Source organism: Streptomyces sp. NPDC110618 (genome assembly GCF_055657065.1).
Map to the genome: position 1 here is coordinate 23,066 of NZ_JBVKBN010000021.1, position 13,894 is coordinate 36,959.

The 13,894-nt window shown below is 72.8% G+C and carries 4 protein-coding genes; all 4 read right to left on the minus strand.

Annotated features, from left to right (window positions below):
• Positions 1 to 28: 28 nt before the first annotated feature.
• The 4 genes from ACZ7L7_RS29540 to ACZ7L7_RS29555 all read right to left on the minus strand — a co-directional run bounded on the left by ACZ7L7_RS29540 (position 29) and on the right by ACZ7L7_RS29555 (position 13,880).
• Complete coding sequence (locus tag ACZ7L7_RS29540) at positions 29 to 10,651, minus strand: amino acid adenylation domain-containing protein (RefSeq protein ID WP_472077639.1); 10,623 nt, start codon at positions 10,649 to 10,651, stop codon at positions 29 to 31.
• Positions 10,652 to 10,697: 46 nt separating this feature from the next.
• Positions 10,698 to 11,699, minus strand: a complete 1,002-nt coding sequence (locus tag ACZ7L7_RS29545) for a TauD/TfdA family dioxygenase (RefSeq protein WP_285514615.1) — start codon at positions 11,697 to 11,699, stop codon at positions 10,698 to 10,700.
• 39 nt (positions 11,700 to 11,738) lie between these two features.
• Positions 11,739 to 12,494, minus strand: coding sequence for an SDR family NAD(P)-dependent oxidoreductase (locus ACZ7L7_RS29550; RefSeq protein ID WP_285514614.1), 756 nt, complete (start codon positions 12,492 to 12,494; stop codon positions 11,739 to 11,741).
• Positions 12,495 to 12,671: 177 nt separating this feature from the next.
• A complete protein-coding gene (locus tag ACZ7L7_RS29555) occupies positions 12,672 to 13,880 on the minus strand; it encodes an ATP-binding protein (protein WP_285514613.1) in 1,209 nt (402 codons plus the stop codon).
• Between the last annotated feature and the right edge of the window lie 14 nt (positions 13,881 to 13,894).

Consider the following 13,894-nt stretch of genomic DNA (forward strand, 5'->3'; position numbering starts at 1 on the left):
AGGACTGTTCCGGAGGGCCGGCGCCCCGTCAGCCGTTGGACGGGCGGTCCGCCGGTCCGTGGGGCAGGGCGGGCAGCTTGGACAGCGCGGTCCGCAGGATCGGTCCGATCTGGTCCATCGCCGCCTTCGTCATCATCGAGCCATGCTCGGCGTCGACCGTGTGGTGCTCGACCTCGCGGAGGTACGGACTCCAGGCGGCTTCGGCGGAGCCCAGGTCCGCGACCGAGCGGGCCGCTGCGATGCTCAGCACCCGGCCCCGGTATCCGTGCGGTGTGGGCGGGCCGAGAACGGCGGAGACGGCGAGCGCCGCGTTGATCAGCGCCTTGCTCTGCCGGTCGCCGAGGACGGTGTCCTCTCCCCCGCTGCTGAGGACTTCGCCGGTGACCCAGTCCACGAACTCGTCGGTGTCCGCACCCCGCACGAGCGCCTTCTCGTACGGCCGGGAGTCGAACATGGCGACGAGGTCGACCTGCCCGCCGGATGCTTCGATCCGGCTCGCCACCTCGTAGGCCAGCGCGCCGCCGAGGGACCAGCCCATGATGATGTACGGCCCGTCGGCGTGCGTGGAGGTGATCAGGTCGGCGTAGCGCTCGGCCAGCTCCGCCATCGACTCCACTGCGCGGAAGCGGCCGTGGCTCTCGGTCGCCTGGATGCCGTAGACGGGCTGTCCGCGGTCCAGGTGGGGCAGGAGCGCCGCGTAGCACCAGGCGAGCCCGCCAATCGGGTGGATGCAGAAGACGGGCCGGCCGTGGCCGGTGTCCCGCTGCAGCTCGATGACGTTGGAGAACGGGTCGCTCGGGGTGCCGTCCAGCCGGGCGGCGAGCGCGGCCGGGGTCGGCGCCTCGAACAGGGTGCTGATGCTGATCTCGGCGCCGAGCAGCGCACGGACGCGGCTGATGAGCCGGACGGCGAGCAGTGAGTGTCCGCCCAGCTCGAAGAAGGCGTCGTCCGGTCCGACCCGGTCCCGTCCCAGCACCTGGGCGAAGAGCCGCGCGAGCATCCTCGTCCGTGGGTCCAGGGCCGGCCGCTCGTCGGGGCGGGAGGCGGGGCCGGTGTCCGGCGCCGGCAGGGCCTCGCGGTCGAGCTTGCCGTTCGGCGTCAGCGGCAGGGCGTCCAGGACGACGGTCGCCGCCGGCACCATGAACTCGGGCAGCCGGTCCGCGAGGAAGCGCCGTACCTCCGCCGGGTCGAGCGCGACCGGGTCCGCGCCTGCGGCGGGCACCAGGTACGCGACCAGGCGGACGTCCCCGGGACGGTCCTCCCGTGCGATCGCTGCGGCCCGGCCCACCGCGGGGTGCCCGGTCAGCACCGACACGATCTCGCCCGGCTCGATCCGGAACCCCCGGATCTTCACCTGTTCGTCGGTCCGGCCGAGGAACACCAACTCGCCCTCGCGGGACCAGGACACGAGGTCTCCGGTGCGGTACATGCGGGCGCCGGGTGCGCCGAACGGATCGGCGACGAAGCGCTCCGCCGTCAGCCCGGGCCGGTTCAGGTAGCCGCGGGCCAGACCGGTGCCCGCGATGTAGAGCTCTCCGGGCACCCCGGGCGGCACCGGGGCCAGCATCGGATCCAGTACGTAGACCCGGGTGTTGGCCAGCGGGCGGCCGATCGGCACCGTCGGCTCGGGCAGCCGAAGCCGGTGCATGGTGGCGCAGACCGTCGACTCGGTGGGTCCGTAGGCGTTGACGACGCGTCCGAAGGTACTGGTCGCCTCGGCGACCTCGCGGGTGCACACCTCGCCGGCCGTCACCAGGGTGACCCCGGCGGCCTCGGTGTCGAAGTCCGTGCCGAGCAGCACGGCCGGCGGCAGCGTCGCGTGGGTGATCCGGTGGGCCCGGACGAAGTCGACGAGCCCGGGTCCGGCGGTACGGTCTGCCTCCGGTGCCACGACCAGGCACGCGCCGTTCGCCAGCGCCATCCACGTCTCCCAGACGGAGGCGTCGAAGCTGACCGGTGCGAACTGCAGCACTCGTGCCTCGGAGTCCACGGCGAGCTGCGCCACCTGGGAGGCGACCATGCTGGGGACCCCGGCGTGGGACACGACCACGCCTTTGGGCCGGCCGGTGGAGCCGGAGGTGTAGATGACGTACGCGGCATGGGCGGGCAGCAGCGGCCGGATACGGGTCGCGTCGGAAGGATCGTCGGTGGGCCGCTGCCGCAGCGACCGGGCGAGCGACTCGTCGTCCAGGACGAGGACCGGTACGCCGGGCTCGACGGGCAGCGCGGGCGCCACCGCCGCCATGCTGATCACGCACGCCGGCCGGGCGTCGCCGAGCATGAAGCCGATGCGGCTCTCGGGAAGTCCGGGGTCGATCGGCAGGTACGCCGCTCCGGCCTTGAGCACGGCCAGCATGGCGACGGTGAGCCGCTCGGAACGGGGCAGCGCCAGGGCGACGACTTGCTCGGGGCCCACCCCGCGTGCGATCAGCTCGTGTGCCAGCCGGTTGGACTCGCGGTTGAGCTCGGCGTACGTCAGCTCGACGTCCCGGAACACCACGGCCGTCGCGTCGGGGGTCCGGGCCACCTGGGCGGCGAACAGGCCGGGCAGCGTGGTGTCCGGCACCGGCCGGGCCGTGTCGTTCCACTCGACCAGCGCCCGCCGCCGCTCCTCGGGGGTGAGCACGTCGAGCTGCCCGACCCGGGTCTGCGCGTCGGCGGACACCTTCTCGATGACGCGGACGAGGCGCTCTGCCATCGCCTCCACCGTGGCCTCGTCGAACAGATCGGCCCGGTACCGGATCGACGCGGTGATCGGCTCCCCGGCGCCGTCCGCCGCACCGGGCTGCTGGACGTGCTGGAACACGAACGACAGGTCGAAGGGTGCGAGGCCGGGGCCCACCCCCTTCCAGTCGGCCTCAACGTCCTGCAGGGTCGGCTGCGTCCAGCCCCCTGTCTGCATCGAGACGCTCACCTGGAACAACGGGTTGACGCCGGGCACGCGCTGCGGGTTGAGCGCCTGGACCAGGGACTCGAACGGCACGTCCTGGTTCGCGAACGCCGCGAGGTCGGTCTCCCGCACGCGCCTCAGCAGTTCGGCGAACGTCGGGTTCCCCGATACGTCGGTGCGCAGGACCACGGTCTTCGCGAAGAAGCCGACCAGGCCGTCGAGCAGTTCGTCGGGCCGTCCGTACGTGGCCGTGCCCAGCGGGATGTCCGGGCCCGCGCCCGACCGGGACAGCACCACCGCGACCGCGGACTGGAGCGCCATGTACAGGGTCGCGTCGGCGGCGCGGGCCACCGCGGCGAGGCGTGCGGCGGCCTGCGGGGGCACCGAGAACCTGACGATGCCGGCCACCGGTGCCGCTCCCGGCTGCCGCGGGTGGTCGCACGGCAGCTGAAGTCGGTCGGGGATGCCGGCCAGCGTCTCGCGCCAGTAGTCGAGTTGCCGGGCGGCCGGGCTGGTGGGGTCGTCCTCGCTGCCGAGCAACTCCCGCTGCCACAGGGCGTAGTCGGCGTACTGGACCGGCAGCGCGGGCGGGTTCGGCGCCCTGCCGTCGAGGCGCGCCGCGTAGGCGTCGGCCAGGTCCCGCAGCATCGGCTCCAGCGACCACTCGTCGCACGCGATGTGGTGCACGACCAGCAGCAGCACGTGATCCGTGGGCCCGAGCTCGAACAGCCAGGCGCGCAGCGGGAGTTCGTGGGTCAGGTGGAACGGTTCGTCGGCGGCCGCGGCGAGTTCGTCGTCGAGCAAGGTCTCGTCGGTCGGCACGATCCTCAGTTCCGGGCGGGCCGCCCGACCGGTCAGCACCTGCTGGAACTGTTCGCCGTCCACGGAGGGGAAGACCGTGCGCAGCACCTCGTGCCGGTCCGCGACGTCGGCCAGTGCCGCCCGCAGGGCGTCGCCGTCGACCGGACCGGACAGGCGCAGCGCCAGGGGGATGTTGTAGGCGACGCCGCCGTCGAGTTCGCTCAGGAACCACAGTCGGCGCTGTTCGAACGACATCGGGACACGGTCGGGCCGGGCGGCCGCCCGCAGCACGGGCCGCGCCGACTGCTGGTCCTCCAGCCGCTTGACCAGGCGGGCCACCGTCGGGGCCTCGAACAGCGCCCGGATCGTCAGCTGCACGCCGAGGGCCGACCACACCCGGCCGGCCAGGCGCATGGCCAGCAGGGAGTGCCCGCCCAGATCGAAGAAGTCGTCGTCGATGCCGACCCGCTCGACGCCGAGCACCTCGGCGAACAGGTCACACAGGACCTGTTCCTGCACGGTGCGCGGGGCCCGTCCGTCGGTCGCGGCGCCGGTCCCGGGGGCCGGCAGCGCCTTGCGGTCGACCTTCGCGGTGATCGTCATCGGCAGCTCGTCCAGCACCACCAGAGCGGACGGCACCATGTAGTTCGGCAGGCGTCGCCGTACGAACTCGGTCACCTCGGCGGTCAGCGCCGCGGTGTCGGCACCCGCTGCCGGGACGACGTATCCGACGAGCCGCCGGTCGCCGGGACGGTCCTCGCGGACCGCCGTCACGGCCTGCCGCACCGAGGGGTGCGCGGCCAGCGCGGCCTCGACCTCACCCAGTTCGATCCGGAACCCGCGCAGCTTCACCTGGCTGTCGACCCGGCCGACGAAGAGCAGGTCGCCGTCCTCGTCCCACTGGACGAGGTCGCCGGTGCGGTACATCCGCGACCCGGGCGGCCCGAACGGCTCGGCGACGAAGCGCTCCGCGGTCAGGGCGGGCCGGTCGATGTAGCAGCGGGCGAGCCCGGCGCCGGCGATGTACAGCTCGCCGGGCGTGCCGACGGGCACCGGACGCAGCCACCCGTCGAGCACGTAGACCCGCGTGTGGTCGAGCGGTCCGCCGATCGGCAGGTGCTCCGGGACCTCTTCGGCCGCTGTGAGGGGGACGTGCGCGGTGGCGAAGGTGGTGGTCTCGGTCGGCCCGTACACATCGATGACGCCGGTCCCCGGGCATGCGTCGAGGACGGAGCGGACCGCGTCGGCGGGGACGGCTTCGCCGCCCGTCCACACCTCGCGCACACCCGCCAGGGCACCGGGATCGTCGGTGGCGATCATCCGGAACAGCCCGGTGGTCATGAACACCGAGGTCAGTCGGTGGTCGGCGATCGCCCGGCGCAGGGTGCGCGCGTCCACGTCGCCCGGCGGGATGACGACGACCGTGCCGCCGCGCAGCAGCGGCACCCACAGCTCGTATGTCGACGCGTCGAAGGCCAGCGGCGAGTGCATCGGCACACGGTCGTGCGCGCCGCCGTCGAAGCGCCCGTCGAACGCGAGGGCGACCACGTCCCGGTGGCGGGCGGCCACACCCTTGGGGACGCCGGTCGACCCGGACGTGTACACCACATACAGCAGCCGGTCGGGGTGGATCGCCGAGTCCGGGGCGGTGCCGGGGGCGGGCTGCGTCCTGGATTCGCCGAAGGTCAGCAGGCGGCCGTCGTGGACCTGCTGGGCGGTCGCCCGCCACATCGCATCGGTGATCAGCACCTCGGCGCCCGCCTCGGTCAGCATCAACCGCAGCCGGTCCTCGGGCGCCCGCTGGTCCAGAGCCAGATAGGCGGCGCCCGCCTTCGCCACGGCCAGCACGGTGACCACCGCCTCGACGGACCGGTCGAGCAGCACGCCGACCCGGTCCTCGGCGCGCACGCCCAGCGCGGCCAGCTCGGCGGCGAGTACGTCGGAGCGTTCGTCCAGTTCCCGGTACGACACTCGCGTGTCCGCGCACTCCACCGCGATCGCCGACGGGTTGCGCCGTACCGCGGCCGCGAACAGGTCCACGACCGATCCGGCCGGTGTGGCGCGGCCGGTCCTGCCGGAGTGCCGCAGGACGAGGGCGCGTTCGGTCTCGGACAGCAGCTCCAGCTGTCCGGTGGGCCGCACGGGCTCGGCCGCGAACGCTTCGAGCAGCCGGATGAGGCGCCCGTGCAACTGCCGGGCGGTGGACGGGTCGTAGACGTCCTGCCGGTACCCCAGCTCCACGCGCCAGCTCGGGCCGGGGATGACGGCCAGGCTGAGCGGATAGTGGACGACCGGCGGCTGCAGGTCGGCGTCGTGGTCGCTGATCGCGAGGCCCGGGGCCTGGTGCGACTGGCTGTCGCGCGGCGCGTTCTGGAAGACCGTGGAGGTGTCGAACAGCGCGTGGAGGCCCGCCTGTTGCTGGATCGCGGGCAGTCCGATGTGGTGGTACGGGCTGAGCGCGGCCTGCTGCCGCTGGATCCGGGCGAGCAGTTCGTCGAGCGGCTGGCCGGGGTCGAGCCGGACCCGTACCGGGATGGTGTTGATGAGCAGGCCGACGATGTCCTCGACGCCCGGGATCTCGGCGGGCCGGCCGGAGACGGTGGCGCCGAAGACGACGTCCTGCCGGCCGGTCAGGCTCGCGAGGAGCAGCGCCCAGACGCCCTGGACGACGGTGTTCGGCGTCAGCCCGCGGGCGCGGGCCGCCGCGACGAGCGCCGCGGTCGCCGCCTCGCCGAGCTCGCCCACGACGAGCCCGGGCAGTGCGGGCAGCGCGGCGTCCATGCCCGGTGCGACGAGCGTGGGTTCCGGCAGCCCGGCGAGCGCCTCGCCCCAGGCGGCCAGTCCCTCGCCGAGGTCCTGGCGGGACAGCCAGGACAGGTACGCGCTGAAGGGCACCGCCTCGGGCAGTTCGGTGCGCCCCTCGTACATCTGCCACAGCTCGGCGAGTACGCGCGTCATGGACCAGCCGTCCCACAGGATGTGATGACTGGTCAGCAGCATCAGGTGCCGGTCGTGCGTCAGGCCGATCAGCGTCACCCGCAGCAGCGGGGGCCGCGCCGGGTCGAACCGTTCCAGCCGGTCCTGGCGCAGCAGTTCGGCGACCCGCTCCCGGCGCTCGTCCTCGGCCAGACCGGTCAGGTCCACCTCGTGCCAGGGCAGTTCCGCCTCGGCCGGAACGACCTGGACCGTCTCGCCGCTCTGGCGGGTCACGAACCCGGCCCGCAGGCTGGGGTGGCGCCGCAGCAGCCCCCGGAAGGCCTCTCGCAGCCGTGGCACGTCCAGCGCGCCGGTGAGGTCCAGCGGGGACTGGGTGGTGTACGGGTCGGCGGTGTCCCGGTCGTACACGGCGTGGAACAGCAGCCCTTCCTGCAACGGGGTCACCGGCCAGACCTCGGCCCCCGGACCGAACCCGGCCAGCAGCTCCGCGCGCTCCCGCGCGTCCAGGCCCGCCAGCGGGCCCGGTCCACTCGCCGCCCTGTCCTCCTCGGCCGGTGTCTCCCGTGACACCAGTGCCAGTTCCGCGACGGTGCGGCGCTCGAAGACATCGCGCGGGGAGAGAGGCAGGCCGGCGCGGTGGGCGCGCACGGCGAGCTGGATCGAGGTGATCGAATCGCCGCCCAGCTCGAAGAAGTCGTCGTCGACGCCGACATCGGTGACGCCCAGGACGTCGGCGAGCAGGCCGCACAGCAGTTCCTCGCGTGCGTCGCGCGGCGGGCGGGTCGCGCCCGACCCCGTGAACTCCGGCGCGGGCAGCGCCCGCCGGTCCACCTTCCCGGTCCTCGTCAACGGCAGCGCGTCCAGCGTGACGAACGCCGCCGGCACCATGTACTCGGGCAGCCGCGCGGCGGCGTACGCGCGCAGCTCCGCGACGTCCAGGACGCTGCCGTCCGCGGGCACCACGTAGGCGGCCAGCCGCCTGACCCGCGGCCGGTCCTCCCGCGCCACCACCGCGACCACGCGCACGCCGGGGTGCGTCCGCAGCACCGCCTCGACCTCACCGGGCTCGATCCGGAAGCCACGGATCTTGACCTGGTCGTCGGCGCGGCCGAGGAATTCGAGCTCGCCGTCCTCGGTCCAGCGCACCAGGTCGCCGGTGCGGTACATCCGTGCCCCCGGCGGTCCGAATGGCGACGCGACGAACCGCTCGGCGGTGAGCCCGGCCCGGTTCAGGTAGCCGCGTCCCAGGCCGGGACCGGCGAGGTACAGCTCCCCCTGGGCCCCGGGCGGCACCGGCCGCAGCGCGCCGTCCAGTACGTAGCCGCGGGCGTTGGCGACGGGACGGCCGATATGGGTGCGGACGTCGCCGGCGATCCGGCTGAACGTCGAGTCGACCGTGCACTCGGTGGGACCGTAGAAGTTGTAGCTCGGCACCTCCCCGGCGGCCAGCTCGGTCCACAGTGCCTCGTCGACCAGGTCGCCGCCGAGCGAGATGAGGTGGGGCCGGTAGCCGGGCCGGTTCAGCAGCCCGGCCGCGAGCAGCTGGGCGGCGTACAGCGGGGTCACGCTCAGCGAGTCGACGGCGTGCCGTGCCGCGTAGTCGATCAGCGCGGCGGCGTCCTTGCGCAGTTCCTCCCCGATCAGGTGCAGCTCGTGCCCGTCGACCATCCGCAGCAGGTCCGCCCACGCGGCGTCGAAGCCGAAGCCGGACACCAGCGCGACGCGCAGCCTGCGGCCTCCGGCCGCCTCGACGGCGGCGCGCATGTAGCCGTCGTTCTGCGCGTGGAACATGTTGACGATGCCGCGCTGGGTGAGCGCGACGCCCTTGGGGAGCCCGGTCGAGCCCGAGGTGTGGATCACGTACGACAGGTGCGACGGCAGCAGCGGGCGGACCCGGTCGGCGTCGGTCGGGTTGTGCGCCGGCAGGCCGGAACCGATGTCCTCGACGCGCAGTACGGGCGGTCCCTCGGGCGGTGTGTGGCCGGCGTCCGTGAGGACGGCCACCGGACGGGCGTCGGCGAGCAGCGCGGCGATGCGGTCGGCGGGCCAGCCCGGTTCGACCGGCAGGTAGGCGCACCCGGCCTTGAGGACGCCGAGCCAGGCCACGACGGCGTCAGCGGTCCGCGGCAGCATCACGGCGACCAGGTCGTCCGGGCCGGCGCCCCGGGCGATCAGTGCGTGGGCGAGCCGGTTGGCGCGCTCGTTGAGCTCGGCGAAGCTCAGTTCCTGCTCGCCGGCGACCAGGGCGATGGCGTGGGGGGTCTCGGCCGCCCGGTCCTCGAAGAGCGGGGGGAGGGTGCCCTCGCAGTCCGCGCCGTCCTCGCCGCTCCAGGCGTCGAGGAGCCGGTGCTCCTCCTCGGTCAGCAGGTCGATCCGCCCGGTGAGCCGGCCCGGGTCGGTGGCGACGAGCTCGAACACGCGCTTGGCCCGGTCGGCCAGGCGCCGGGCGAAGCCGGTGTCGAAGATCTCCGCCCGGTGGCTGATCTCGATGCGCAGCCGCTCGCCGGGGAAGACCTCGAAGCTCAGCGGGAAGTGCGTGAACCCCTGTGTCTCGTCGGCGTCGTGGCCGCTGATCTCCAGGCCCGACGCCTGGTGCGACCGGATGTCGCGCGGCGAGTTCTGGCAGACCGTGGAGGTGTCGAACAGCCTGCCGTGCCCGGTCCGCCGCTGGACGGCGGGCAGGCCCATGTGGTGGTACGGCGTCAGGGCGACCTGCTGCCGCTGGATCTCGGCGAGCAGTTCGTCGAGCGGCTGGGCCGGGTCGAGCCGCACCCGCACCGGGACGTTGTTGATGAGCAGGCCGACGATGTCCTCGACGCCCTGGACCTCGGGCGGCCGGCCGGAGACGGTGGCGCCGAAGACGACGTCGCGCTGCCCGGTCAGGTCCGCGAGCAGCAGCGCCCACACGCCCTGCATCACCGTGTTGAGGGTCAGGCCGCGCCCGCGCGCCACGTCCAGCAGCGCCGTGGTCAGCTCCTCGCTCAGCTCGTCGACCACTCGTGCGGGCGGCTCGGTCAGCGCGCCGTCCGCGCCGGGTGCGACCAGGGTCGGCTCGGCCAGGCCCGCCAGCGCCTCGTCCCAGGCGGCCAGGCCCTTCTCGGTGTCCTGGCGGTCCAGCCAGGACAGGTACGTGCTGAAGGGCACCGCTTCGGGCAGGTCGGTGCGCCCGTCGTAGAGCCGCCACAGTTCGGTGAGCGCCCGCGTGGTGGACCAGCCGTCCCACAGGATGTGATGGCTGCTCAGCAGAACCAGATGCCGGGGGCCGCCGAGGTGGGCCACGGTGACCCGCATCAGCGGCGGCCGCTGCGGGTCGAACCGTTCCAGCCGGTCCTGGCGCAGCAGTTCGGCGACCCGCTTCTGGTACTCGTCCTCGGCCAGATCGGTCAGGTCCACCTCGCGCCAGGGCAGTTCCGCCTCGGCCGGAACGACCTGGACCGCCTCGCCGGTCGGGCGCGTGACGAACCCGGCCCGCAGGCCGGGGTGGCGCCGCAGCAGCCCCCGGAAGGCCTCCCGCAACCGTGGCACGTCCAGCGCGCCGGTGACCAGCAGCGGTCGCTGCATGAGATAGGGGTCGGCGTTCTCCCGGTCGTACACGGCGTGGAAGAACAGTCCCTCCTGCAGCGGGGTCACCGGCCAGACCTCGGCCCCCGGACCGAACCCGGCCAGCAGTTCCGCGCGCTCCTGCGCGTCCAGGCCCGCCAGCGGATCCGCCACACCCGTCGGCCCGTCCGGCTCCGCTTCCCCTGCGGGGATCTCCCGTGCGGCCAGCGCCAGTTCCGCCACCGTCCGGAGCTCGAAGACGTCCCGGTACTCCAGGGCGAGCCCCGCCCGGACCGCTGCGGCCAGCAGCCTGATCGAGGCGACCGAGTCGCCGCCCAGCTCGAAGAAGTCGTCGTCGGCCCCGACCTCCGCGACGCCCAGAACCTCCGCGAACAACTCCCGCAGGAGCTCCTCGTGTGCCTTGCGCGACGCCTCCGACGCGACGGACTTCGATGGTTCGGCGATACGGCTGGCCTGGTTCATCTCGTCTCTTTCTCGGGTGGTCGGCGGTGGGCGGTCGAGCCGGTGGTCAGAGCCGTACGCGGTCCAGCGGCTCGGCCCCGTGCGCGGCGGACCGGCGGCTGACGATGGCCTTGCGCAGCCAGCGGTCGGTGCCGTCGTGCCGCGCGGTGAAGGAGTCCCGCCCGTGCACGACTCTGCCGTTGTCCAGGATCAGCAGCGAGCCGGCGTGGGCGACCAACGGCCGCCGGACCCGCTCCAGTTCGGTGAGCAGGGCGGTCAGCGCGCGTTGCGCCTCGGGATCGTCGTCGGCGCAGCGCATGAACGGGGTGTCCAGCCGGATGCGCGGGTTGGCCGGGTCGCCGAAGAGCACCGGGACGGGCCGGGGGTGGTCGCGCATCTCGATGGCCCGCAGCAGGGCCGGGTTGCCGGGCGCGCGCAGCTCCAGCTGCCGGATGTGCTCGTCGTCGGGGAGGATGTGGAACCTCTTCTCCGACAGCACGCCCCGGTCGCGGTCACTGAGCCGTATGTCGCGTATCGGGGCGACGAACGTGGGCACGGCGTCGGGGTTGCGGATGCCGAACAGCAGCAGGAAGTCGGGCGAGTCGGGGCGGAACGCGTCATCGGTGTGGAACGTCAGGAACGCCTCGCTGCCGTGCCCGCTCTCGCGCCGCTCGTCGCCCTGGATGGGGAAGATGTCCTGGACGAGACGGCCGTACTGGAGCGTCGCCCAGGCGAACGGCTCGCCCAGCGTCGAGGCGCACATCGCCAGGTAGGTGTCCGGCCTGATCGTCGCGTCGCAGCCCTCGGGGCGTTCCCAGTGGCGGGGCGTCGGCCCCACGGCCGCGTCGTGGATCGGGAAGCCGTTGACCACGCACGCGGTGGACGACGGGTCGTCACGGAAGTCCGCGAGGAAGCGGCGCAGCCCGCTCGGCAGCAGCTCGTGGCAGCCGCGGTACTTCTCGTAGAAGTCGGGCTCGGTCGGGGACAGCCCGCCCACGCTCAGCTCGTCCAGGGTGGCCTGCAGGTCGTCGACCTCGTCGCCGCTCAGCGTGTACTCGTCGGTGCGCACAATGGTTGCCTGATCCTTCCTCGATCGCAGGGAACTCAACTACCGATGACGCGGCTCCACGGAGATCGCCGTACCGAACTCGGTTGTCAGGGACCCGGTGATCTCGCCGCCGTCGATGACGAGTTCCTGACCGGTGATGAACCGCGCCTGGGCGGACGCGAGGTAATGGAAGGCCTCCGCGATCTCCTCCGGCTGTGCGTGCCGCCCGGCCGGAATGCGCGCGTTGACGTCGTCCAGCATCTGCGGGGTGTACTCGGCGCGTTGCATCGGGGTGAGCACGGCGCCCGGTGAGACGCACGCCACCCGGACGGCCGGGCTCAGTTCCATCGCGAAGGTGCGGCAGAGTGCCGTGATCCCCGCCTTGGTGGCGTTGTAGTCCGCGTAGTAGGGGAAGCCGCGGTGGGCGTTGACCGAGGCGGTGGCCAGCAGCACTCCTTCGCCCCGGTCGACCATGTGGCGCGCCGCCGCCCGCCACAGGCCCAGTACGCCCAGCAGGTTGACGTCGACGACGCGGCGGGCGTCGTCGACGGTGATGTCCAGGACGCCGCGGCGAAGGCTGATGCCCGCGTTCGCGATGACGACGTCGATGCGGCCGTGCGCGCCGTGCACATGCGCGACGGCCTGTTCCACGGCGGACCAGTCGGCGACGTCGGTCTCCAGCCAGGTGACGTTCTCCACCGCCGTCTCCGGCGGCTTCACGTCCAGGTTGTAGACCTGGTCGCCGGCCCGGGCGAATCGTTCCGCGGCGGCGAATCCGATTCCGCTCGACGCGCCGGACACCACAACGATGCGCATGACCGTGCTCCATCCTGATGAGTGGCTGGCCCCGCTTCATCGTCGTCGGAGGCAGCACGTCGTTACAGGCAGAACCCCGGCTATTCGACGGCGCGCCCGGCAGTATGGGCAGCAGCGGCAACGCGGCAGGCAAATGACGGGCAACCGGGAGCCGTTCGCGCCGTTCGCGGCGGGACGCTACGGCGTCGCCGAACCGTGCGCGTGAGCGCCGACGTCCGTCAGGAACTCCTTGACGTGACGCAGCATGCGGTACTCGTAGCTACGGCCGCGGTTGACCTGGAGCAGCGAGGCGTCGGCCAGATTGGCCAGAAGTGCCATCGTCTCCGGTGTGGTGAACTCGTCCTCGACGGTGCCCCCGGCGTCGAAGGAGACGCCCTCCGGGCGCTGCGCGAGCCGGATCAGCACCTCTTGGTGCCGTTCGTCGAGCAGTTCGAGGCTCCAGCGCAGGCTGTCCTGGACGCTGCGCTGGTGCGGCAGTGCCGAGGAGTCCGTGGAGCCGAGCAGCTTCATTCCGTAAGGGTGGGACAGCAGGGCGGACAGCGGCGCCGTCCGCAGTCGGTGCGCGGCGAACTCAAGTAATCGCGGGAGGCAGTCCAGCCGCCAGGCGAGTTCGGTGAGCCGTGGCAGGTCGTCGGAGAGGTCCAGGCTCGGGCAGCTCATCCGTACCCGGTCGGTCAGCAGCTGCACCGCGTCCTCGTTGGACAGCGGTCCGAGTTCCAGGATTCTGGCGCCGTAGAGCGGGGTGGCGCGGCGTGAGGTGATCAGCACGTGCAGCGTCGGGTAGTCGTTGAGCAGGTCCTTGACCAGCACGGGCACGGTGGACGCCAGGTGCTCGGTGTTGTCGAGGACGAGCAGCAGGCTCAGGCTGTCGGGCCGGTCCTCGCCGCTCAGCAGGCCGTGCACCGCTTCCAGGGAGTACTTCACCGCCGACTCCGCGTCGAGATCCTGCTCTCTGGGCACCCGGCCCATCTCCACGACGGCCACGCCGTCGGAGAACCGCGAGCCGACGCTCTCCGCTGCCGCCAGCGCGACCCGCGACTTGCCGACCCCGCCCGGACCGGTCACCATCACGACCTGGTTGGCCAGGACGAGTTCGCCCAGCTCCCGCACCTCGTCCTCGCGCCCCACCAGTGACGTGTGCGGCGACCTGGCACCGCGCCACGCTCCCGTCCCCAGCCGTATCTCGTCCGCGGTCGCCCTGCGCAGGTGCTTCTGCTCGGGGTCGAGCACCGCGAGCAGCAGGTCGACCGATGTGCGCCGGGGCCGCTTGATCAGCCCGCTTTCGACGTTGCGGATGGTGCGGACGCTGACACCGGACCGGTGCGACAGCTCCTCCTGGGTCAGGCCCCGCTGGATACGCAGATGCCTAAGCGCCTCTTTGTTCAAGGTCTGTTCAACCC

Bases quoted from the DNA above. Each gene is read 5' to 3' on its own strand.
- ACZ7L7_RS29540 (WP_472077639.1), bottom strand. From the start codon at position 10,651: ATGAACCAGGCCAGCCGTATCGCCGAACCATCGAAGTCCGTCGCGTCG.
- ACZ7L7_RS29550 (WP_285514614.1), bottom strand. From the start codon at position 12,494: ATGCGCATCGTTGTGGTGTCCGGCGCGTCGAGCGGAATCGGATTCGCC.